This window comes from Nocardia transvalensis (assembly GCF_015477765.1).
GTDB classification, from domain to species: Bacteria; Actinomycetota; Actinomycetes; order Mycobacteriales; family Mycobacteriaceae; genus Nocardia; species Nocardia transvalensis_A.
The window spans coordinates 37708-61144 of record NZ_JADLQQ010000006.1; the positions used below are offsets into that span (position 1 = coordinate 37708).

20 protein-coding genes are annotated in these 23437 nt (G+C 67.0%); 11 read left to right on the top strand and 9 right to left on the bottom strand.

Going from position 1 to position 23437, the window contains the following annotated elements:
- The first annotated feature begins 244 nt into the window (after positions 1-244).
- The 4 genes from rpsL to tuf all read left to right on the top strand — a co-directional run bounded on the left by rpsL (position 245) and on the right by tuf (position 4616).
- The gene (gene rpsL / locus IU452_RS18295; RefSeq protein ID WP_011211612.1) at positions 245-619 is read left to right on the top strand and encodes a 30S ribosomal protein S12; all 375 of its coding nucleotides are present in this window, start codon (positions 245-247) and stop codon (positions 617-619) included.
- Positions 619-1089, top strand: coding sequence for a 30S ribosomal protein S7 (gene rpsG, locus IU452_RS18300; RefSeq protein ID WP_195110305.1), 471 nt, complete (start codon positions 619-621; stop codon positions 1087-1089). Before rpsL ends, rpsG begins: the two co-directional genes overlap by 1 nt.
- A gap of 205 nt (positions 1090-1294) precedes the next feature.
- Positions 1295-3346 (top strand): elongation factor G, encoded by a 2052-nt coding sequence (fusA, locus tag IU452_RS18305; RefSeq protein WP_228818310.1) that lies wholly within the window; start codon positions 1295-1297, stop codon positions 3344-3346.
- Positions 3347-3425: 79 nt separating this feature from the next.
- Positions 3426-4616, top strand: a complete 1191-nt coding sequence (gene tuf, locus IU452_RS18310; protein WP_195110307.1) for an elongation factor Tu — start codon at positions 3426-3428, stop codon at positions 4614-4616.
- 98 nt (positions 4617-4714) lie between these two features.
- Here the strand turns inward: tuf and IU452_RS18315 are convergent, their stop codons facing one another.
- From IU452_RS18315 to IU452_RS18330, 4 genes are all read right to left on the bottom strand, one after another.
- Positions 4715-6043 carry a hypothetical protein gene (locus IU452_RS18315; RefSeq protein ID WP_195110308.1) on the bottom strand — a complete coding sequence of 443 codons (1329 nt, stop codon included), beginning with the start codon at positions 6041-6043 and terminating at the stop codon, positions 4715-4717.
- Between the two features lie 104 nt (positions 6044-6147).
- Positions 6148-7359: a lipase family protein gene (locus IU452_RS18320; protein WP_195110766.1), complete on the bottom strand. Its 1212-nt coding sequence runs from the start codon at positions 7357-7359 to the stop codon at positions 6148-6150.
- 298 nt (positions 7360-7657) lie between these two features.
- Positions 7658-8287: a TetR/AcrR family transcriptional regulator gene (locus IU452_RS18325; protein ID WP_195110309.1), complete on the bottom strand. Its 630-nt coding sequence runs from the start codon at positions 8285-8287 to the stop codon at positions 7658-7660.
- Positions 8287-8634 carry an SPW repeat domain-containing protein gene (locus IU452_RS18330; RefSeq protein WP_195110310.1) on the bottom strand — a complete coding sequence of 116 codons (348 nt, stop codon included), beginning with the start codon at positions 8632-8634 and terminating at the stop codon, positions 8287-8289. Before IU452_RS18330 ends, IU452_RS18325 begins: the two co-directional genes overlap by 1 nt.
- Before the next feature lie 197 nt (positions 8635-8831).
- On the opposite strand from IU452_RS18330, the gene IU452_RS18335 reads away from it, so the two are divergent.
- On the top strand, positions 8832-10013 hold the full coding sequence (locus IU452_RS18335; RefSeq protein ID WP_195110311.1) for an NAD(P)/FAD-dependent oxidoreductase: 1182 nt from the start codon (positions 8832-8834) through the stop codon (positions 10011-10013).
- A 12-nt stretch (positions 10014-10025) separates the two neighbouring features.
- Here the strand turns inward: IU452_RS18335 and IU452_RS18340 are convergent, their stop codons facing one another.
- On the bottom strand, positions 10026-10835 hold the full coding sequence (locus IU452_RS18340; RefSeq protein ID WP_195110312.1) for an RES domain-containing protein: 810 nt from the start codon (positions 10833-10835) through the stop codon (positions 10026-10028).
- A gap of 93 nt (positions 10836-10928) precedes the next feature.
- Entirely contained in the window at positions 10929-11303 is a 375-nt protein-coding gene (locus IU452_RS18345) for a hypothetical protein (RefSeq protein WP_195110313.1), read from the bottom strand.
- Positions 11304-11537: 234 nt separating this feature from the next.
- Here IU452_RS18345 and IU452_RS18350 point away from each other — a divergent pair, with 234 nt between their 5' ends.
- Both IU452_RS18350 and IU452_RS18355 read left to right on the top strand, forming a co-directional pair.
- Complete coding sequence (locus IU452_RS18350; protein WP_195110314.1) at positions 11538-12311, top strand: aspartate/glutamate racemase family protein; 774 nt, start codon at positions 11538-11540, stop codon at positions 12309-12311.
- A 314-nt stretch (positions 12312-12625) separates the two neighbouring features.
- The gene (locus IU452_RS18355) at positions 12626-13399 is read left to right on the top strand and encodes a DNA alkylation repair protein (RefSeq protein ID WP_195110315.1); all 774 of its coding nucleotides are present in this window, start codon (positions 12626-12628) and stop codon (positions 13397-13399) included.
- 419 nt (positions 13400-13818) lie between these two features.
- On the opposite strand, the gene IU452_RS18360 is transcribed toward IU452_RS18355, so the two are convergent.
- Positions 13819-14874, bottom strand: a complete 1056-nt coding sequence (locus tag IU452_RS18360; protein WP_195110316.1) for a ferredoxin--NADP reductase — start codon at positions 14872-14874, stop codon at positions 13819-13821.
- A gap of 39 nt (positions 14875-14913) precedes the next feature.
- Positions 14914-15537 (bottom strand): mycofactocin system transcriptional regulator MftR2, encoded by a 624-nt coding sequence (gene mftR2 / locus IU452_RS18365; protein ID WP_195110317.1) that lies wholly within the window; start codon positions 15535-15537, stop codon positions 14914-14916.
- A gap of 383 nt (positions 15538-15920) precedes the next feature.
- Between mftR2 and mftF the strand changes: the two genes are divergently transcribed.
- The 4 genes from mftF to IU452_RS18385 all read left to right on the top strand — a co-directional run bounded on the left by mftF (position 15921) and on the right by IU452_RS18385 (position 22143).
- Complete coding sequence (mftF, locus tag IU452_RS18370) at positions 15921-17339, top strand: mycofactocin biosynthesis glycosyltransferase MftF (RefSeq protein WP_195110318.1); 1419 nt, start codon at positions 15921-15923, stop codon at positions 17337-17339.
- Between the two features lie 331 nt (positions 17340-17670).
- Entirely contained in the window at positions 17671-18963 is a 1293-nt protein-coding gene (locus IU452_RS18375; protein ID WP_228818222.1) for a helix-turn-helix domain-containing protein, read from the top strand.
- A gap of 341 nt (positions 18964-19304) precedes the next feature.
- The gene (locus IU452_RS18380; protein WP_195110320.1) at positions 19305-21377 is read left to right on the top strand and encodes an AMP-binding protein; all 2073 of its coding nucleotides are present in this window, start codon (positions 19305-19307) and stop codon (positions 21375-21377) included.
- Positions 21378-21492: 115 nt separating this feature from the next.
- Complete coding sequence (locus IU452_RS18385; RefSeq protein ID WP_195110321.1) at positions 21493-22143, top strand: hypothetical protein; 651 nt, start codon at positions 21493-21495, stop codon at positions 22141-22143.
- Here the strand turns inward: IU452_RS18385 and IU452_RS18390 are convergent, their stop codons facing one another.
- Positions 22144-23400, bottom strand: coding sequence for a TetR/AcrR family transcriptional regulator (locus tag IU452_RS18390; protein WP_228818321.1), 1257 nt, complete (start codon positions 23398-23400; stop codon positions 22144-22146). It abuts the gene before it with no gap.
- Positions 23401-23437: the final 37 nt, after the last annotated feature.

A 23437-nucleotide genomic window follows, 5' to 3' on the forward strand; every position in this document is an offset into this window, starting at 1 on the left:
CCGCCGCGCCGACGGGTATCGTGGATCGCTGTGCCCGGAAGCATGCGGGCAAGCTTGTGTGCAGGACGTAAGCCAGCGAGAGCGGCCGACCGTTTCAGCGTGCCCAGAAACCGCGGTGCGCGCTGCGCGCGACACGCCCGACCTCGGGACGCGAGGAACGCGGCTCGGGCGAGCGGGTGAAAGCTCGATGACACAGACATGAAGAGTTCCAGACACCTGGTTACTGAATAAGGAAAGCCGGTATATGCCAACCATCAACCAGCTGGTCCGCAAGGGTCGCCGCGACAAGGTCGCGAAGACGAAGACCGCGGCCCTGAAGGGGAGCCCGCAGCGTCGTGGCGTGTGCACCCGCGTGTACACCACGACCCCGAAGAAGCCGAACTCCGCGCTGCGCAAGGTCGCGCGTGTTCGTTTGACCAGCCAGGTCGAGGTGACGGCCTACATCCCCGGTGAGGGCCACAACCTGCAGGAGCACTCGATGGTGCTCGTGCGCGGCGGTCGTGTGAAGGACCTCCCGGGTGTGCGCTACAAGATCATCCGCGGTTCGCTCGACACCCAGGGTGTGAAGAACCGCAAGCAGGCCCGCAGCCGCTACGGCGCCAAGAAGGAGAAGAGCTAATGCCGCGCAAGGGCCCCGCTCCCAAGCGTCCCCTGATCAACGATCCGGTCTACGGGTCGCCGCTGGTCTCGCAGCTGGTCAACAAGGTGCTGCTGGACGGCAAGAAGTCGATCGCCGAGCGCATCGTCTACGGCGCCCTCGAGCAGGCGCGCGAGAAGACGGGCACCGATCCGGTCGTGACCCTCAAGCGCGCGCTGGACAACGTCAAGCCCGCCCTCGAGGTGAAGCCCCGGCGTGTCGGTGGTGCCACCTACCAGGTGCCGGTGGAGGTGCGGCCGGGCCGCGCCAACACCCTGGCCATGCGCTGGCTCGTGAACTTCGCGCGGCAGCGTCGTGAGAAGACGATGGTCGAGCGTCTGGCCAACGAGCTGCTGGACGCGAGCAACGGTCTGGGCGCTTCGGTGAAGCGTCGCGAGGACACCCACAAGATGGCCGAGTCCAACCGGGCCTTCGCGCACTACCGCTGGTGACGAGTCACCCGGCCCGCCGGTGAAGGAACGGCGCCGGGAGGCGAGTCACAGTCGGGCGCGGCACTTCGGCGTCGCGCCCGACGTTGAAAAAGTGATGACCCCCGACAGGGTCGTTCCCGTAAATCCCAACTAGCTACGAGCGGGGAAGATTTCCGTGGCACAGGACGTGCTCACCGACCTCAACAAGGTCCGCAACATCGGCATCATGGCCCACATCGATGCCGGTAAGACCACGACAACCGAACGCATCCTCTTCTACACCGGTATCACCTACAAGATCGGTGAGGTCCACGACGGCGCGGCCACGATGGACTGGATGGCCCAGGAGCAGGAGCGCGGCATCACCATCACGTCTGCCGCGACGACCTGCTTCTGGAAAGACCACCAGATCAACATCATCGACACGCCCGGACACGTCGACTTCACGGTCGAGGTGGAGCGGTCGCTGCGCGTGCTCGACGGCGCAGTTGCGGTCTTCGACGGCAAAGAGGGCGTTGAGCCGCAGTCCGAGCAGGTCTGGCGGCAGGCCGACAAGTACGACGTCCCGCGCATCTGCTTCGTCAACAAGATGGACAAGCTCGGTGCGGACTTCTACTTCACCGTGCAGACCATCAAGGACCGTCTGGGTGCCAAGCCGCTGGTCATTCAGCTGCCCATCGGCGCGGAGAACGACTTCGAGGGCATCGTCGACCTGGTCGAGATGAACGCCAAGGTCTGGAAGGGCGAGACCAAGCTCGGCGAGTCCTACGAGACCACCGAGATCCCGGCCGATCTGCAGGAGAAGGCCGAGCAGTACCGCCAGGAGCTGCTCGAGGCCGTCGCCGAGTCGGACGAGGAGCTGCTGGAGAAGTTCCTGGGCGGCGAGGAGCTCTCGATCGAGGAGATCAAGGGCGCCATCCGCAAGCTGACCGTGAACTCGGAGCTCTACCCCGTGCTCTGTGGTTCGGCGTTCAAGAACAAGGGCGTGCAGCCCATGCTCGACGCGGTCATCGACTACCTGCCCAACCCGCTGGACGACGGCGGCACCGATGGTCACGTCCCGAACAAGGAAGACGAGGTCATCCACCGCAACGCCGACATCAACGAGCCGTTCGCGGCGCTGGCGTTCAAGGTGGCGACGCACCCGTTCTTCGGCAAGCTGACCTACGTTCGCGTGTACTCCGGCAAGGTCGACTCCGGTGCCCAGGTCATCAACTCGACCAAGGGCAAGAAGGAGCGTCTGGGCAAGCTGTTCCAGATGCACTCCAACAAGGAGAACCCGGTCACCGAGGCGCAGGCCGGCCACATCTACGCGGTCATCGGCCTGAAGGACACCACGACCGGCGACACCCTGTGCGATCCGCAGAACCAGATCGTGCTGGAGTCGATGACCTTCCCGGATCCGGTCATCGAGGTCGCCATCGAGCCGAAGACCAAGGCCGACCAGGAGAAGCTGGGCACCGCCATCCAGAAGTTCGCGGAGGAGGACCCGACCTTCAACGTGAAGCTGGACGCCGAGACCGGCCAGACCGTGATCGGTGGCATGGGCGAGCTGCAGCTCGACATCTACGTCGACCGGATGAAGCGCGAGTTCAAGGTCGAGGCCAATATCGGCAAGCCGCAGGTGGCTTACCGTGAGACCATCACCAAGACGGTCGAGAAGCTCGAGTACACCCACAAGAAGCAGACCGGTGGCTCGGGTCAGTTCGCGCGCGTCATCATCGCCCTGGAGCCGTTCGTCGGCGAGGACGGTGCGACCTACGAGTTCGAGAACAAGGTCACCGGTGGCCGCGTGCCGAAGGAGTACATCCCGTCGGTCGACGCCGGTATCCAGGACGCCATGCAGTACGGTGTTCTCGCTGGTTACCCGCTGGTGAACGTGAAAGCCAAGCTGCTCGACGGCGCCTACCACGAGGTCGACTCCTCGGAAATGGCGTTCAAGATCGCGGGTGCGCAGGCCCTGAAGGAAGCGGCCCGCAAGGCCGGTCCGGTGATTCTCGAGCCGCTGATGGCCGTCGAGGTCACCACGCCCGAGGACTACATGGGCGAAGTGATCGGCGACCTGAACTCCCGCCGTGGTCAGATCCAGGCCATGGAGGAACGCAGTGGTGCCCGTGTCGTCAAGGCGCTGGTTCCGCTCTCGGAGATGTTCGGATACATCGGTGATCTGCGGTCGAAGACCCAGGGCCGGGCGAACTTCTCCATGGTGTTCGATTCGTACGCGGAGGTTCCGGCCAACGTGTCGAAGGAGATCATCGCCAAGGCGACCGGCGAATAAATCCGGGCGCTGCACGACCCCTGTAAGTACAAACCGCACTGCTGCTTAGCAAGCACCAACAAGTCCAGGAGGACATCAAGTGGCGAAGGCGAAGTTCGAGCGGACGAAGCCCCACGTCAACATCGGCACCATCGGTCACGTCGACCACGGCAAGACCACGCTGACCGCGGCGATCACCAAGGTGCTGGCTGACAAGTACCCGGACCTGAACCAGAGCTTTGCGTTCGATCAGATCGACAAGGCTCCGGAGGAGAAGGCTCGTGGTATCACGATCAACATCTCCCACGTCGAGTACCAGACGGAGAAGCGGCACTACGCCCACGTTGACGCTCCGGGTCACGCCGACTACATCAAGAACATGATCACCGGTGCGGCCCAGATGGACGGCGCCATCCTCGTGGTCGCCGCCACCGACGGCCCGATGCCGCAGACCCGTGAGCACGTGCTGCTCGCCCGTCAGGTCGGTGTGCCCTACATCCTGGTCGCGCTGAACAAGTCCGACATGGTCGACGACGAGGAGATCCTCGAGCTCGTCGAGATGGAGGTCCGTGAGCTGCTGGCCGCCCAGGAGTTCGACGAGGAAGCCCCGGTCGTGCGCGTGTCCGGCCTGAAGGCCCTCGAGGGCGACGAGAAGTGGGTCCAGTCCGTGCTGGATCTGATGGACGCCGTCGACGAGTCGATCCCGGACCCGGTCCGCGAGACCGACAAGCCGTTCCTGATGCCGATCGAGGACGTCTTCACGATCACCGGTCGTGGCACCGTCGTCACCGGTCGTGTCGAGCGTGGCGTGATCAACGTCAACGAGGAAGTCGAGATCACCGGCATCCGCCCGGAGACCACCAAGACCACGGTCACCGGCATCGAGATGTTCCGCAAGCTGCTCGACCAGGGCCAGGCCGGTGACAACGTCGGCCTGCTGCTGCGTGGCATCAAGCGCGAGGATGTGGAGCGCGGCCAGGTCGTCATCAAGCCGGGCACCACCACCCCGCACACCGAGTTCGAGGGCCAGGCGTACATCCTGTCGAAGGACGAGGGCGGCCGCCACACCCCGTTCTTCAACAACTACCGCCCGCAGTTCTACTTCCGCACCACCGACGTGACCGGCGTCGTGACCCTCCCCGAGGGCACCGAGATGGTCATGCCGGGCGACAACACCGAGATGAGCGTCAAGCTCATCCAGCCGGTCGCCATGGAAGAGGGCCTGCGCTTCGCCATCCGCGAGGGCGGCCGCACCGTCGGCGCCGGCCGGGTCACCAAGATCATCAAGTGATCTTGCCCTTCCTCGGAAGGTAACCACGGCAAAAGGGCCGTTCCCCTAGGGGAACGGCCCTTTTCGTGTCTCGCGGCGGCCGCGTTCCGTGCCGCCCCTCAGGCGGGGTCGGTGGCGGCGAGGAGGGCCTCGGCGAATTGGCGCATTTGGGTGGTGCCGCCGAACCAGGCGGAGACGAGGTCTACGGCGGTTGAGCGGGTGCGGTGGGCGGCGCGGATGAAGTCGTCGAGGGAGGCGTCGCCGGATTCGGCCTTCTTGGCGACGAGTTCGAGGTTGTGGCTGGCCAGCAGGAGACGCATCACCAAGTGGATGTCGACGGAGGTGGGGGCGTCGTCCAGGGGGCTGGCGTGGCGGTTGGCCGCGCGGCGGGGCTGGGTGGGTTCGGCGGCGCGGCGAGGGGAGGGTGTTTCGGCCTGGCGGCTGGACTCCAGGTCTGTGCGGCGACCTGATTCGGGATCGGACCAGTGCGTGGATTCCGCATTGGTGTGGCGGCTGGATTCGGGACCGGAGCGGCGGGTGGGTTCGGAGTCGGTGTGGCGGCTTGATTCCGGATCGGACCAGCGGGTGGGCTCCGCGTTGGTGGGGCGGCTGGATTCCGGATCGGTGTGGCGGTTCGACTCCAGTTCCGTGCGGCGGCTGGCCCCAGGGTCGGAGCGGTGGGTGGGCTCTGAATCGGTGTGGCGGTTCGACTCGAGGTCCGTCCGGGTGCCGGGTTCGGGGTCGGACCAGTGGGTGGATTCCGCATTGGTGCGGCGGTTGGGCTCCAGGTTCGCGCGGGTGCCGGGTTCGGGGTCGGACCAGTGGGTGGACTCGGCATTGGTGCGGCGGTTGGGCTCCAGGTTCGCGCGGGCGCCGGGTTCCGGGTCGGACCAGTGGGTGGACTCGGCATTGGTGCGGCGGTTGGGCTCCACGTCCGTGCGGCGGCCGGGTTCGGGGTCGGACCAGCGTGTGTGGGTCGAGTCGGTGCGGCGGGTGGCGTCCGGGGTGATGCGGCGGCCGAGATCCGGATCGGAGTGGCGGGCGGTGGGATCCGGCTCGGAGCGGTAGGGATTCTCCTCGGAGCGGAGGGTCTCCGGGCGCTGCTGTGCGTCGTGGCGGGATAATGCGGATTCGGCCGAACCTCGCGAATCCGGCCGTATGGCAACCGAATCCGGGGACGAAATGACCGATTCCGAACGCGGCGTAGGGGTTTCGGAGCGGGGTGTGATCGTGGGTGTGGAACTCGTGGGCCATTGCGAGCCCACGTCCGGTTGCGTCCAGTGCACGCCGCTGTCCTGGCCCAAGCCGGTTCGGCCGGTGGAGGTGTCGTATCCGGTCAGGCCGCTGGTCGATGCCTGCCCCGCGTCGTTGACCGGGTGGGTGAGACGGTATCCCTCCGGCCGGGAGCGGTTCGGTTCCCCGAAACTGGCGAAGTCGGCATCGGTCATAGTGGCCAATGCTAGGCCAGCCCGCTCTGTTGCGCCGTAGGCCATACGAGCGAGTGGCGCGATTCTCCTGCCGCTGCCGGATTTGTCACCTGACACCTCGGCGGTCAGCAGTTCGAGGGGGCAGGCTCACCGCGGAACCGACCATCGAGCCAATCCACCATCGACGGCAGGCCCAGGACCGCCGCGGACAGATGTTCCGGCGACGGCGTCAGTTCGGCCAGCAGAGGCACCCCGGCCGCACACCAGCGGTGGTTCGTATTGCGTATCGCATCGATGGGGATCAGCGGATCCGATGGGGAATGCCATTCCAAAATCGGCATATTCGGCACGCCGTCGTACAGCTCGAGGCTGTTCGCGGCCACCACCGACCAGGCGTCCGGGCTGTTGATCAGCGCGGTGTTGCCCGCGAGTTCGAGGGCATTGTGGCCCGCACCGGCCGCGAGGATCTCATTGGTGCACCCGTTGGCCATCGAGTTGCGAATCGCGATACCGCGCGGGTTCATATAGTCGCTGACCGGCAACTCTTCGGGATATTCGCGCTCCAGCCCGATGGCCGCGGCCATGGCGAGCCCGAACGCCGGATGCGAGTTGGTGCCCAGCGCTTCCACCATCGTCACCAGATTCATCGGCACCCCGCCGATCGCCGCCCCCGCGATCTCGAGTTCGGGCGCATACCGCGGTTGCAGCGCCGCCGCCCACGCCGACGCCATCCCACCACCGGAGTAACCGGCCATCGTGACGGGACTGTGCTCGACCTGCAATTGCGGCACCCGATGCACCGCGCGAATGCCGTCCAGCGTGATCTGACCGCCCAAACGTGCTGCACCGTAGGCGAACTGCGGCCCGAGATGGTCGGGTAGTGCCACGCTCCACCCACGCATCAGGAGCAGATTCAACGCCGGCGCCTCCCGCACCGCCAGATTCGGATCGGAGGTGTACAGCACGTGCGACACCGCGCATTCGGTCCCGAGGGCGTTGATGATGTGCTGATAGGACAGCAGCGGCCCGTCCGGGCGATGATTGGGCGGGGTGAGAACGGTGGTGGTCGCCGCGATCGGATCACCGTGAGAGTTGGTGGAGCGGAACTTGATCAGCGTGACGGTGGTGCCGGGGAACGAGAGCAGCGGCGGCATCGCCCGCACCGCCAGGACATCGCCGGGCGCATAGTCGGCCAGGTCGGGCGGTGCGGCGTAGAAGGGGTCGGGATCGGGGCGGGGATAGATCGGCTCCGCGGCCGCTCCCGCGACCGTCGCGAGCGCCAGGACGACCCCGCCGAGCGCTCCCCATAGTCGCCCGGTCTTCCCACGCCTGCTCACCGAACCCTGACTGGTCACCCATAACCTCCATGGCAAATTCGTAGCTACGGAAGACTGGCCAGTTCGTATTCAAGTGTCAAAGCCGCTCGGATCCATGCGACACGCCGGTAGTGAATTCGGGAAGATGGGGAAAATACAGCGGAAACACGCCCGGAATATTGCGCCGCACCCAGACCTGCTGGTGGCGTGTCGAAAGCGCCGTAAGATGGCCTGTTTCGGCTCTATTGGCTGACTGACACCCGATCTGGTTCGACTCGAGCAAATACCTGGCGGCCCTGCGGAGCGATCCCGACGAAGCTCAGCCCAGATGAGTCATTCCCGCCGCGACCACCTGGGAGATGCTGAAGATCTCGTCGGCGGTCGGCAGGGTGAGGCCGTCGAGGGTGTGCAGCCGATCGGTGGTGGCGACGGCCAGCATGGCCGAAACCCAGGCGCCCGCGCAGGCGCGCAGCGTGCCCGGCTGTACCGGGGCGGGGGCGCTGGCCTGTAACACGCGTGTCGTGATGTCCAGCAGTTGATCGCGCATGCGGCGCAACTGCTTTCGAACATCGGGATGGGTGTCGGCCTCGCGCCACATGATGACGCGCAACACCGATGAATGATGGTCGCGCAAATTCAGTGCGGCATCCAGGTTGACCAGGCTCCGGGCCGGATCACCCGGTGTGACAACGGTATTGATGTCGTCGATGGGATGGTTGGGCACCCGTTCGGCCATCAGGGCCGACAGGATGGATTCCTTGGTGGGGAAATAGTAGAAGACCAGCCCCTTCGGAACGCCCGCGGCGGTGGCGATGGCCGCCGTCGCGGTGGCGTCGAAACCGTGTGTCGCGAACAGGTTTTCGGCCGCGTCCAGAATGAGCTGACGGGCGTCGCCGTCGACCTTCTTGCTCCGGCGACGCCCCGCTCGATGGGGTTTGGGCATCTGCATCAGTGCGCTGTGTGCAGGCGCCCCGCCACCTGTGGCAGTGCCGCCACCGCGACCACCACGGTCAGCACTCCCACGATCCACGCCGTCCACGAGGCGCCATTGTAGGCGTCGTAGTTCATCACCCACGGGGAGATGAACAGCAGCGCTCCACACAAGGCCATCGCGTAATCGAGGCCGGCCAGTGCCGGACGCGCGATCTGCGCCAGGCCGGTCAGGGCGATGAGCACACCCAGGACGATCAGCGTCCACATCGCCCGGTTGCTGGTGTCGACCCAGATGGGGGACAGCGCGGTGAAGACGCCGAGCACGACGGCTACGAAGTCCTGCGCACGACTCTCGGTGAACATCATGTGCCTCCTCATGGGCAAGGGATATGTTCCTCCTTGGTATAACTCTGATTGACCGCCCGATCAATACCGGCTGGACAACAATTACGCGGGCGCGTTGGATAGGGTGGGCGTCACCGTAGAAAGTAGAACGAGTTCTAGAATAGGTGGGTTGCCGTGCGGCTGTGTGGAGTGATGCGGGTGCCGGGAGGGGTGCTGTGACCAGTCCGATCGTGATCGTGGGCGCCGGATTGGCCGGCCTGCGGACCGCCGAGCAACTGCGCCGCGCCGGGTACACCGGTGGCCTGATCCTGGTGGGTGACGAATCGCGGCTGCCGTACGACCGGCCGCCGCTGTCGAAACAGTTCGTGCGCGGCGAAACCGACGACACCACCTTGCGTCCCGCCGAATTCTTCACCGAGCAGGGCATCGAGCTGCGGCTGGGTGTGGCCGCCGCGGGGGTCGATACCGCGTCGCGGCGGTTGCTGCTCGCCGACGGGGCCGCTCTCGACTACGACCAGCTGATCATCGCGACGGGCTTGCGGCCCAAGCGAATTCCCGGCCTACCGGATGTGTCCGGCGTATACGTGCTGCGCTGCTACGAGGACGCCGCCGCCCTGCGCGACGGATTGGCCGGTGCGACAAAGGCTCTGGTGGTGGGCGCGGGATTCATCGGCTGTGAGCTCGCCTCCAGCTTCCGGACCCGGGGTGTCGATGTGGTGCTGGTGGAACCGCAGCCGACACCGCTGGCGGCGGCGCTGGGTGAGCGGGTCGGTGCGCTGGTCGGTCGGCTGCACCGGGATCAGGGCGTCGATCTGCGCTGCGGGGTGGGACTGGACTCCCTTGTCGTCGAGAATGATTCGGCCCGCGGCGCCCGTTTGACCGACGGCGGCACCGTCGACGCCGATCTGGTGGTGATCGGCGTCGGCTCGGCGCCGGTGACCGAGTGGCTGGCGGGCTCCGGAATTCCCCTGGCCGATCCCGGCGCGGGCGGCGGCGTGCTCGCCGACGAGGTGGGCCGAACCGCCGTCGAACGGGTGTGGGCGGTCGGCGATGTGGCGGCATGGCGTCAGGAGACCGGCGGCCACCGCCGGGTCGAGCACTGGACCAACGCGGGCGAGCAGGCCCAACTGCTGGCCTGTGCGCTACTGGGCACCGAACCACCGGCCGCGGCCAGGGTCCCTTACGTCTGGAGCGACCAGTACGACCTGAAAATCCAGGTTTTGGGCACACCGTCGCCCACCGACGAGGTGCGGATCATCGACGACGACGGCCGCAAATTCCTCGCCCACTATTTCTCCGACGGCATCCTCACTGCGGTAGTCGGCGCGGGCCGAGCAGGCCAGGTCATGAAGATGCGCGCCCAACTGGCCGTGTCCACCCGCTCGGCAGTGCCGTGAGCACGCGGGCGGTCACCAGGTTCCGATAAGCCCGTAGGTGGTCAGGATGGCGTCCAGTGCGGGGTTGAGGGCGGGTTGGAGTACCTCGATCCCGCGGTCGGCGGTGGTGATGAGCCCGCGGGCGGCGCGGTCGCGTTTGGTGCGGCGTAGCCAGACGGCCCAGCAGTTCCAGTCGCTGCCGTGGCGCGATCCGTACATGATGCCGTGCGCGAGGCTGGTGTCGTCGAGGGTCAGCGGCCACACGCTGGTGGCGATGGCGGTGGTGAGCTCGCGATCGCTGCCGCGGAGTTCGGCGACGCTGACCTCCCTGATGCCGCGCTCGATCAAACTCGGTGGGGCGTAACGGGTGATGGCCGACAGGCTGGTCGCGGCCTCGATATCGATGAACCAGCCTCTGGCGGGAAGAGTGAGCCGATACAGCCGGTACTCGCTCAACCACATCAGGTCGACCTCGCGGGGTGCGCGGTGTCCGGCGGATTGCCACTCTTCGCGGATCAGCGATTCGAGATCGTCGTCGGACGCGACGTCGTCGAAGTAGATCGCCGCCGAGGCAGGGAGTTTCGGTTTGAGAGGGGCGAGCAGTTCGCCGTAGGCGCCTTGTTCGGTGCTGGCCGCGTAGACGGTCCGCTGTCCGGCGACGTCGTATCTGTTCCAGGCGTCGCGGCTTTCGGAGCTGGAAACGCCGCGCAGTAGGGGGTTGAGCGGGCCATACGACGGTTTCGACAGCCGATAGACCTCCCGGCCCGCCGAGGGGACCAAGGCGAATCCGGTCTTCGAGCAGGTACGCGGTGCACCGGGTCGCCGGATATCGCGTATAGACACGAAGGGATCCCCCTCACCACAGCCCAACACACAGCCCAACCTCTGAAGAAGAGAGCCTAGTGGAGACGGGGAATCCCGTGTGTGCCGGTTCGGCTACGAACCGTCAACGAATGCGACTGCGGCAGTTATCACTTCAGCGAACCGACCTTCCCGGATGGCGATGGCCGGCGATTCCTCCCCTAATCGGGGGTTCGCGCCGATGAACCACGACCGGGCGACATCTTCGGTTTCGGCGGTGGCGAGCAGGATCCAACAGCGGTGCGCGACCTGCAGCCGCGCCAATGCCGCGTCCCGTGGACGCGGGCCTTCTGCCTGGGCCCACTTGTGCGGCAGCTTGCGGTCACGAACACCTGCGACCAGGGCTACCAGGGTCGGGCCCAAGTGCTGGACCAGCTGGCGCGCCAGTTCGGAGGGTCGCAGTCTTGCTGTCTCGACGTGACTTGTGATGGCTCCATTGAGCACGGGCATCGGTCCCAACCCTTCGAGGCAGCAGGCGGCCCAGTACGAGATGACCAGACCAGTCTAAGCTCGATGCGACTCGAATGCAACCATTTCTGCTACCCTAACATCCCTGTAAAAGCCCCTGAAACCTCTTCGAACGGGTGCGGCTGTGGTGGGTGATCCGGTGCTGGTCGGCTGCCGGATGTGAGGTTCGCCCATGCGGCGGATCGCGTGTCGACGGGCGCTAATAAAGTTGGGCGTGTGATCGTCGCGCTCATCGACTCGGGACTGGGGCTGCTGCCCACGGGGGCGTGGCTGCGCAAATTGCGGCCGGATCTGGATCTTCTGCTGCAGTTGGACCCGGATGGGGCGCCCTGGGGACCCAAGCCCGAGCAGTGGGTGGTGGATCGGGTGCTGGAGGCGACCCGGCGGGCGCTGCGCCTGGGGGCGGAGGTGATCGTGCTGCCGTGCAATACGGCGAGCGTGACCGCTCTCGAACACGTGCGTGCCGAGGTGGGTCCGGAGGTTCCGGTGATCGGGACGGTCCCGGCGATCAAGCCCGCCGCGGCGGTGTGCCGGACGGTGGCGGTCTGGGCGACCGCCGCGACCACCGCCAGCCGCTATCAGGCCGATCTGATCGCCCGGTTCGGCGGCGACGCCGATGTGGTCGGGGTGGCCTGCCACGGCCTGGCCGATGCCATCGACCGCGGTGACCTGCCGGCCATCGAGGAGGCTATCGAGAAGGCGGTGGCGCAGACGCCCCGGGGCACCGAGGGCATCGTCCTCGGCTGCACCCACTACCCCCTCGTGACGGACTCCATCATCGCCGCACTCCCCGACGACGTACGCCTGTTCGACAGCGCCGAAGCCGTTGCTGCCCAAACCCTCCGCCGCATGGACGCCGTGGGCCGCCCCACCACCGGCTCCGGCACGGTCACCGTCCTGAACAGCGGCCGCCCCGGCCCCCTCCCCCCCGCCGCCGCCACCTTCGAATCCGGCCGCATCCTAGGCGCCCTAACCTCCCCAGCCCACTAGCCCGCACCCAGCCGCACCCTTTATTCGCAAACGCACCCTCTCCAGGCCCTGCACAGGGTGCGTTTGCAAGCAAGGGGTGCGGCTCAGACGTCCCGGGCGTGGATCCGCCCGCCTGTTCCTGGCGTGCACCCACTCCAGCCGCACCCCTTATTCGCAAACGCACCCTCCCCAGGGCCTGCACGGGGTGCGTTTGCGAATAGGGGGTGCGGGTTGCTTGTGTGCGGCGGGCTTTGGTCGGGATCGACCGGGTACCACGGGGGATGGTGAGCGATACTGGGCCGGAAGTTGATCTTCTGTGTGGACCGGGAGGTCGGATGAGTCGGGATGTAGGGGTGAGCGGGGGTGCGAGTGTGCCCGCGGTGACGGCGGCGGCCGTGCAGCAGGCGCTGGCGGCGGTGGCCGATCCGGCCGATGCCATTCATCTGCAGCGATTTTTCAAGACGGGGCCGGGGGAGTACGGCGAGGGCGATGTCTTCATCGGCGTGCGTGTGCCGTCGACCCGGGCCATCGCGAAACAGTTTGCCGCGCTGCCGCTCTCGGAGATCGACATGCTGCTCGACAGCCCGGTGCACGAACATCGGCTGGCCGGCCTGGTCATACTCAACGCCGCCATGGCGAAGGCCATGAAGGCGCGCACCTTCGACGGTGCGGCACAGGAGAAGATCGTCGAACTGTATCTGGCGGCCGTACGACGAGGGCGGGTGAACAACTGGGATCTGGTCGACATCTCCGCGGAGAACATCCTCGGCCCCTGGCTCCAGGACCGCCCCCGCGACCTGCTGTTCCAACTGGTTCAACAGGATTCGCTGTGGGAGCGGCGGGTCGCACTGCTGACCACGTTCGCGTTCATCAAGGCCGGTGACGCCTCGACCACCTTCGCCCTGTGCGAACGACTGCTCGACGACCGCCGCGACCTGATCCAGAAGGCCATCGGCTGGATGCTGCGCGAGGTGGGCAAGCGCATCGACCGATCCCTGCTGCTCGGCTTCCTCGACGGCCACGCCGGCGAGATGGGCCGCACGGCACTGAGTTACGCCACCGAGCATCTGGAATCCGAAGTGCGGCAGAGGTATCGCGACAAGCGGTGAGGTGAGATCCCCGCCCCAGGCGCTGGGGCGCCTGGGGCGGGGAAATGAGTGGCGTCAGGCCCGAGGTAGGTAGGTGCGTGGCGCCGGGCCTGAGGCAGGGAGTGCGTGGCGTCAGGCCTGAGGCAGGGAATGGGTGGCGTCAGGCCTGAGGCAGGGAATGGGTGGCGTCAGGCCTGAGGCAGGGAATGGGTGGCGTCAGGCCTGAGGCAGGGAATGGGTGGCGTCAGGCCTGAGGCAGGGAATGGGTGGCGCCGGGCGACAGGCGGGGAGTGCGTGGCGCCGGGCGACAGGCGGGGAGTGCGTGGCGCCGGGCCACAGGCAGGAATGGGTGGCGTTAGGCCCGAGGCAGGGTATGGGTGGTGCCAGGCCCGAGGCGGGGGAGTGCGGGGCGTCAGGCCTGAGGCGGGAAATGAGTGGCGTCAGAACTGGATCTTCAGGTGGTCGGTGACCGGGTGGGACTGGCAGCCCAGGATGTAACCGGCCTCGATGTCCTCCGGGTCGAGGATTTCGGAGTTGTCCATCTCGACCTTGCCCTCGAGCACTGTGCAGGCACAGGATCCGCACTCGCCCTCCTGACACGAGTACGGCACATCGAGGCCCTTGGCCAGCATGATGTCGACCAGGGTCTGGCGTCGCGGCCAGCGCAGGTTGTGCACCTCGCCGTCCAGCTCCACCTCGACGGTGGCGGCGTCGGCGGCCTCCTCCTCGCTGATCTCGACCGGGTCGTCCGCCGAGAACGGGTCGCCCGACAGCGAATTGAAGACCTCGGCATGAGTCCGGTTGCGCGGCACGCCCAACTGCGCCAAAGCGTCGTGCACCCGGTCCATGAACGCCTTCGGCCCGCACATGAACGCGCGGTACTCGGTATACGGCGCGGAGACCGCCGCCAGCGCCTCGACACTCGGCAGCCCCTGCAGTGTCTCCAGCCAATGCACCACGACCAGCCGCTGCGGATGCTTATCGCCCAATTCCCGCAATTCGCTGGCGAAGATGACCGATTCGGCATCGCGGTTGGCGTAGAACAGCACCACCTTGCCGCCGCCCCGCGCCAACGCCGACTTCAGGATCGACATCACGGGCGTGATACCGCTACCCGCAGCGAACAGCAGCAGATCCTCGTCGAGGTCCTTGGGCGTGAAAGCGCCGGAGGGCGGCAGAACTTCGAGCTCATCGCCGGCTTTCACGTTGTCGCACACCCAGTTCGACGCATATCCGTCGGCGGTACGCTTGACGGTGACCTTGGGCCGATCGTCGGTGTAGGGCGAACTGGCCAGCGAATAGCAGCGCGCCACGGAACCGGTCAGCTCGCTGGGGATGCGCAGGGTGAGAAACTGCCCCGGCTGATAGGTGAACCGATCGCGCAGATCCTCGGGGACGTCGAAGACCAGCGAGCAGGCATCGGCCGTCTCGTTGATGACCGCGGAGACCCGCAGCACGGCAGATCGCGAGCCGTGTGGCACTTCAACGGTGGTCATAGTGTCCTCTCGGGCGCCAAACTAGAACGTGTTCTAGTTTCATGATACGTGGCCCTCCTGTTGCCGGACAAGCTGAGCCTCCAGGCCCGCGATCAGTACGTCCATTCCGAAGTCGTAGGAGTACTTCCCGCGCAGGTCGCCGATATGCTTCACCGCCCGCTCCACCGCCTCCGGCAGCGCGACATCGACGAGCGCGGACCGATCCCGCGGATTCACCCGGGCGCGCCCGAACAGATAGGTGTGGATGGTGGCGTAGGAGGCCAGCACATTGCGGTCGTCGAAACCCGCCTCGAACAGGATCTCCATCACCGCGGCGATCAGATCGAGTTGTTTGCCGAGCATCTGCTCGATCAGCACGTCACCGAGTCCCGGATGCTTGCGCAGCTTTTCGTCGATCTGATCGATGAGCTCACGCAGCCGCTGTTGCCACGGCCCCGATTCCGGCGGCGGTTTGCGGACACCCGTCAGGGCCGCGCTCGCCACAAGATCGAGCAGTTCCCGTTTGTCGGCGACGTAGTAATACGGTGCCATCGGCGAAACGCCGAGCTCGCGCGACAACCGGCGCATGGACAATTTGTCCACACCGTCCTCGCGCACCACCCGCAGTGCGGCCTCGACGATCTCGGATTCCGACAACGTGTTGCCGCCCCCGCTCGTCTGCATCCGTCCGACTCCCATGCCACCTCGCGACTGTGCCGCCGCCCGACCGTCCGTCGGCAACCCGTCATCTGCTGTTCAACGTGCTTTTTCCCTCCGCAGTCTAGAGCGCGGGCCCGAACCTGGGTTCGCGTGTGCGCGCGTCGCGCCCCGAACGCCGGTGAGCTGGGGCCCGATTGCATTAGCCGATGGTGAGCTGCGGTGCGGAGTAAGCGTGATCTTCGTCGCATCCAGCCGGAAGTTGCTGTTTCATTGCCAGCAATCCGGAGGAATAGCCCGCAGGTCATCGGCCGCCGCGCCGGGACGCCCCTGGCGTATTCCTATCGAATTCGTTCCGTTTTTTTCGACACGGTATGCCCGATGGGCAATCAACGCATAGCATCCCAGGAATGCGCCATGATCGACTGCCCGACGGGTTCGGGGTGCGAATCGATCCGAGGGTGCGCACCTACTCCGGTGGACGGTTCCTGGTCGGTGGTTCGCCGACGAGGTTGCTGCGGCTCGCGCCGGAGGCTGCCGCCCTGATCGGTGACGGGTATCTGGAGGTGACCGACCCGAAGTCGGCGGTGGTTGCCAGACGGCTGCTCGATTCCGGTGTGGCCAACCCGCGTCCGCGCCTGCTGCCCGCGCCGGAGGATGTCACCGTCGTGGTCCCGCATTACAACGATGCGGAGGGTCTAGAGCGACTGCTCGGTACGTTGCGCGGGCACAGTGTGGTCGTGGTGGACGACGGTTCCGACCGTCCCGTGCGCGTGCCCCGCACCCGTGGCCGCTGCCGGGTGACCGTGCTGCGGCACGATCGCCGGCACGGTCCGGCTGCCGCCCGCAATGCCGGACTGCGCGCGGCGACAACGGAATTCGTGGCCTTTCTGGACTCGGACGTGGTGCCGCGGGCCGGGTGGCTCGAGGTGATGCTCGGGCATTTCAGCGACCCCGAGGTGGCCCTGGTGGCCCCGCGCATCGTCGCGCGCGAACCGGACACCACGGTGCTGGGGCGTTACGAGCACACGCGGTCGTCGCTGGACCGGGGGCGGCGCGAAACGGCGGTCACCTCGCGCGGCGCGGTGTCGTATGTCCCGGGCGCGGCGTTGCTGGTGCGGCGGCGGGCGCTGTTGGCAGAGGGCGGATTCGACGAACAGATGCGTTCGGCGGCCGATATCGATCTGTGCTGGCGGCTCGAGCGGGCGGGCTGGCGGCTGCGCTACGAGCCCGCCGCGCATGTCGCGTGCGATCATCCGGTCTCGCTCGGAAAATGGCTCGCGCGCAAGGTTTCTCACGGCGCGGGCGCGGCACCGCTGGCGCGCCGGCACGAGGGGATGGTGGCGCCGCTGTCGGTGCCGTTCTGGGCCGTGGTGGCCACCGCGCTGCTGGCGGCGGCGACCCGCTGGAGCGTCCTGGGCGGGCTGGCCACGCTGGTGGCCGCGCTGGTGCGACTACGCCGCGTCTTCGCCGAACTCGACAATCCCACGCGCGTGGCGGCAATCCAATTGGCCCGCGGGTTCTCCGGCGGAGTCTGGCGGATCGTCTCGGCGTTGTGCCGCCACTACTGGCCGGTGACGATGCTGGCGATGGTGATCTCACCGCGGATCCGGCGGATCGCGCTGACGATGGCGCTCGCCGACGGGCTGGCCGATTGGTTCACCCACCGTGAACCCGGCGGACTGGACCCGCTGCGCTATCTGATCTGCAAACGGTTGGACGACCTGGCCTACGGAACCGGCCTGTGGTGGGGCGCCGCCCGCGCCCGCAACGTCACCGCCCTCCGCCCCGCGGCGCCACCCCACCCGGCCAGGAACCCGCAGGGCTGACGCACGCCGAGGCGCTCTCAGGCGGCTGAGAACGCCGGAACCGCTAGGGGAATGCCGAGGTGGCCGGGGTCGAAGGTCGCGCCAGAATGGCTGGAGCCAAATGCCGCGCCGGGTGGCCGAGGCGGAGCGCATGCCGGAGTGATCGAGAGGGTGGGGGATGCTGCGCACCTCACATTTCGGGGTGATAGGGGTGTGGTGTGACCTGTCGGACAAACGACCGGCTTCGGCCATGTCGTTGTTCGGTTGCCGGTAGGGTTTCGGGCGGGAAGAAAGGCAAATGGTCAGCAATCTCGCGGGTGGTCGTACTGCAGCGCATGGAGTCGAGCCGGACATGGAGTTCGGCGCGCTGGAAACCCATGCCGCGCAGGCTCATGGCCATCTCACCGCCGGCGGCGATCGGCTGAATCTTCTCCCCGGCCTGCTGCGGCCGCTGGTGCTCGAATCCTGGCTGCGCAGTCTGCGCGGCGGCCTCGATCCGAACAGCGTTCTCGACGGTCGCGGGCTGCGGGGCGTCGACCTGCAGCGCTATCGCGCCAATCATCCGACCGCGGCCGTAATGCCGTTGGTGGACAAGCTGTTACTGCAGGACGCCGCGAGTACCGGAGTGATCGTGGTGGTTGCCGACCAGTTCGGCCGGGTGCTGTCGGTGCGCGGCAATGCCGAACTAGTGACGGCCGCCGCCGAGGTCGGGCTGCGGGAGGGTGACGATCTGAGCGAACGCCGCATCGGCACGAACGCGGTCGGCCTCGTGGTGCGCACCGGCCGGGCGACCTGGATACACGGCCCCGAGCATTATCTGCGGCGAATGCATCAGCTCACGGGAGCCGCTGCGCCCGTCCACGATCCGGACGGGCGGCTGGTGGGCGTCCTGATGATTGCCGGTGGTCCGCGAGTGGCCCGGCCCGAGATCCTGGCCCTCGTGAAGGCCGCCGCGACCGCCGCGGAGATGGATCTGATGTTGACCGCTGTGCGGTCGGCCCAGCGGGGCACGAATCATCCTGGTGCGACAGACAATTCGATTGAATACCGCGCATCCAGCCACCTCGGGCTGGACGTGCTGGGGCTCGGGCAGCCGCAACTGTCCGTGGCCGGTGAGCGAATCCCGTTGTCCCAGCGGCATGCCGAGATCCTCCTGCTGCTGGCCGAGCACCCGGAGGGCCTGTCCGCCGAGCATATGGCGTTATTGCTCGACGACACCGACCTGGATAACGCCACCATTCGCGCGGCCATGTCGCGACTGCGCGCGGTGGTGGGCCCGGACGTCCTCGGCTCGCGGCCCTATCGCCTGCGCGTGCAGGTGACCACGGATGTGGAGGCGCTGCGCGCGGCGCTGGATTGCGGGGACATGGATACCGCGGTGCGGCTGTACACCGGACCGGTGCTGCCGCGTTCGACCGCGCCCGGAGTGATGGACATTCGCGATGAACTGCGGGTGCGGTTGCGCACGGGCGTGCTGCGGTCGGGCGACCCGGCCGTCCTGAGCCGCTGGACAGCAGGAGCCGATGGGCGTGACGACGCTGCTGCGTGGGCGGCCTACCGGGCCACCGTCGATCGAGAGTCGGCGCTGTATGCCCAGATAGAGGCCAAGATGCGGGTCTTGGACCGGCGACTGGGCGTCCTTTAAGGGAATTTGCTCCGTTTTATTGTGTAAACGCCTATTCTCCCTGTGATGTCGACCTTCGTCGGAGCCGGTGGCCTCGCTCGCGAAATGTCCGGCTTGTCGGTGCGGGAGAGTAGGCTGAACACCGGCGTGACCGAGTTCGAACTTCAACTCACGGTCACCACAAGCTTCGCCGGTGCCGGTCCCGGGGAAGGTCCGGCACCGGCGAGGGTTCCCCATTCGCCGGGTCTCGTCGATCCCGCACTCCTCATCTCCCATTCCCGCTGGCCCATGCGGCCTGCTCGGGTGCCGCCCTGCCTACGCGACGGCGCGCGGACATCGAGCTGCACGGAAGGAAATCTTTGATGGCGCATGCGGAGTCCGTCGCATCCCTCCGGGTGATCCACCACACCGCCCTGCGCGAGGCCCCGCGTCTCGCTCCGCCCGAGACCCTCGCGACGATGTTCGCAGACCAGGCGCGCCGCACCCCGGATGCCGTCGCGGTCGAATGTCGCGGGCGCGCTGCCACTTACGCCGAGTTGGATGCGCGCGCCGAGGTGCTGGCGCGGCGGCTGGTCGCCCTCGGCGTTCGGCCGGACGCGCTGGTCGGGTTGGCCGTCCGCCGCTCGATCGAGATGGTTGTCGCCGCCTACGCGATCCACAAGGCGGGCGGCGCCTATCTGCTTATCGACCCGGATCATTCGGCCGAGCACATCGCCGCCGTGCTCGAGGTCTCCGCGCCGGTTCTGATGGTGACCACCCGTGCCGACGAACCTCCGCTCGGATATGACGTTTCGGTTCTGCGTCTCGACGAGGTCGACGCCTCCGCGGCATTGTCGCCGGTCGCCGCGGGCACTCTGCCGCAGGCGGCACCGGACAATCTGGCCTGCTTGGTCTTCGGAAACACCCCGACCGAGGGGATGGCGGTCTCGCACCGGTCGATCGTGGCCGACCTGCGCTGGCGGCAACGGCGCTACGGGCTACGGCCCGACGACATCGTGCTACAGCAGGCACCCGGCATGTCGGTGTGGGAGTTGTTCTGGCCGTTGCAGATCGGAGCGCGCCTGCTGATCGCCGAGCCCGAAGGACACGGTAGACCCACCCATCTGATCGACACCATTGCCGAAAAGCGGGCAACCGTGGCGCATTTCGCGCCCTCGATGATCGCCGACTTCGTAACCGCGGTCGAGCGTGATGCGCGGCAGGCCGACATCCGGTCGCTGCGGCTGGTTTTCACCTCCGGCGCGGAGTTGTCGGCGGTCACGGCGCGGGCCTTCCTCGATATCAGCGGCGCGCTGCTACACACCCTGTACGGGCTCATGGCCGTCGACGTGACCGGCCACGAGGTGACCACCGAGGATCGGCCGGCCGTACCGATCGGTGCCGCCGCCGACCACGCCGATCTGCTGGTCCTCGACCGCGAGCTGCGCCCGGTTCCGCCGGGCGTGGCCGGGGAGTTGTACGTGGCGGGCGTGCAACTGGCGCGCGGCTATGCGGGCCGGGCGGCGCTGACGGCCGAACGGTTCGTCGCCAACCCGGAGGGTGCGCCCGGCGATCGCATGTACCGCACAGGTGATCTGGTGCGATGGGTGCCCACCGGGCATGCAGGACCGCGGGAACTGGAATATCTCGGACGCCTCGACTTTTGCCGCACCGCAAACGGTTCGGCTCGGACGGTGAAAAACGCGCAGCTATTTATCGTCAATTTGACGATTACAATCTGTTTCATGGGCAATGCGTTTCGCCTCAACGCGGCGGTGGCGGTGGAGCTGGTCGTACTCACCCTCGGTGCGCGCGCAGTGCCCAACGACACCCTCTGCGCCCTGCTGGTCCAGCGATTGTTCGCGCCCTATCGCGGGCGCTGGGGACTGCCGGGTGGGCTGGTGCAGCAGGACGAAAGCCTGTCGGCGGCGGCCGTGCGGGTGTTGCGCGAGGAGACCGGGATCCGAGGCGACCGGCTGCATTTGGAGCAGCTGGCCACCTATGGCGAGCCGGGACGCGATCCGCGCGGGCGCATGGTCAGCATCGCCTACTTGGCGCTGGTACCGAACCTACCGGCCCCCAGCGCCGGACCCGATGCCGCGGCCGCCGCGATCTGGTCGGTGGAGCAGCTGCTCGCCGATCGCGGGCGCCTGGCCTTCGACCACCACCGCATCCTCACCGACGGCGTCGAACGGGCCCGCGCCAAACTCGAATACACCCCGCTTGCCACCGCCTTCTGCGGCCGCGAATTCACGGTGGCCGATCTGCGCCGCGTGTACGAGGTGGTGTGGGGCTCCACCATCGATCCGCGCAACTTCCACCGAAAGGTAACCAGCACACCGGGTTTCGTCGAGGCGACCGGCCGCACCACCTCGCGCGACGGTGGGCGCCCCGCCCAGCTCTACCGGCCCGGCCCCGCCCGCCTGCTCCATCCGCCGATGCTGCGACCAAGCTGAGTACCCCAGACCGACAGGAAGCTCCCAGCAAAACCGGAGCAACGGTGGGGTATCGACTTCGGGTGTTGTTGCGTGGGTGCGTGTGCCAGAGGATTGCCAGTGGTAAACCAGCAGTATGACGGAGGTGACTGCGGGGGCGCCGGTGACCAGTGGGCGGTCGGCGGAGTTCTGGGGTTACGTGATGTGGGGACTGGCGGGGCTGGCCATTCTTGTGCCCGAGATGGTGGCGGTATTCCACCTCGCCGACTGGCCGACGATCTCCGAGACGATCGGTCATCTGGCGCGCCAGAACGACTGGGTGCGGGTGCTCGTGGTGTTCGTGATCGTGGTGCTGGCCTACTACTCGGTACCGCAGTTGAACCGGAATCCGGAGTTGCCGAGCGTCGTCGCCGGGCGGCAGGTGACAGCCAACGGCAGGATCACCCCGGATATCGACACGGTCGGCTATCACGGCATGGGCGGCTATCTGGTGCTGGCGCTGATTGTCTACACCGCGGGTGTGGTGTTCGCCGCCGGTGCCCGGGAAATGCACCCGGGCACCTTCGTCGGCGCCTACGTCCTCTACGGCCTGATCGCCCTCATGTGGGTGATTGCTCCCAGTGTGCTGGCAATGTTCTTCTCGCGAGAAGTGCCCTTCCCCACGCTGTTTCGCACCATCGGCTACCTCGAGCGCCGCTTCCATCCCCTGGGCGCGGTCCTGCTGGCCCTGCTGGTGATCCTACTGATCCACTTGGCCTTCTACCCGTGGCCCCGGATCGAAACCTGATCACTGCGGCAGCGGGTGCCCGAACAGGACGACTTCCAGCAGCCGAATCACTTTGTCCTGCGGGCAGATTCGATCGTCGCCACCGAACGCGCGACCGAGGTCGACCACCAGCCCGAAGGCGGCCTGGACCAGGATGCGGGCCTGGGCCTCCGACAGTTCCGGCCGCACCTGGACCAGCAGCTTGACCCATTCGGCCACGATCAGCCGCTGAATATTGCGCAGCACGGTGCGCTCCTCCGCGGGCACATGGCCGAATTCGGCGTAGTAGACGAAGGTCAGCTCCCGCTCGGCGAACGAACCCGCGACATACAAGTCGATCAGCTTGGACAGCGCCTCGGCCGGGGTGCTCGACGACGCCGTCGCCGGCCCGATGGCCCCCGACACCCTATCGGCGGCACGACGGAACGCGGCGGCCAGCAGGTCACTCTTGCTGCGGTAGTAGCGATACACCGCCGACGCCGCCGACAGATCCGCCGCGGTCGCGATGTCCTCGACGCTGACATTCGGATAGCCGCGCTCGTGGAACAGCTCCACGGCCTTCTTCAACAGCAACTCGTGTTTGAACGATTGCGGAATCTCGACAGCGCGCGGCGGGCGCGACGAGCTCTCGCCCGTCGGCAGATCGGCTCGGATCAACGCCCATGCCGCCGAATTCAGCACGGCGGTAAGGGGTTTGACGGGAAGAGTGGCGTGGTGATCGCCGATGCTGCTGATCACGCTGAACACCGACACCGAGCGCACCACCCGGTCGCGATGCGACAGGTCGGGCCGCACCTCGCCGATCAGATCCCGCACGATGGCCACCGCGGCGGCGAACTGATCGTCGAGGGTCGTGCGATCGGTGTCGTCGAGATAGCGGCGTTCCCACCGCACCAGCGCTACGGTCGGTCGGTTGGCGATGGTGTCGGCGATCATGCGGTCGAGCACGTGGCCGAGTCGCTGCTCGGCCGACCAATCGGCCGCCTCCTCGGGTAGTGTGACTGCCGCCACCGTCGCGCTGCCCAGTCGCAGCAGCTCCTCCCGGAACAGTGCGTATTTGCTCGGGTAGTGCCGGTACAGGGCGGCGGAGGAGATGCCGAGCTTGCTCGCGATGTCCTCCATGCTGACGCCGTGATAGCCGAGTGAGCCGAACGCGGCCGCCGATGTGGCGGCAATTTGTGCACGGCGATTCTTCGGGCGGCGGCGGATCACGCGCTCCTTCGGTTCAGCCGCCGGCTGCTCTGTTCGCGGCGCGGTTCCGCGCGGTGTTCGGCTCAAGGTGTCGGCCTGTCTCTCGGTAACGGCAGGTCGCGCC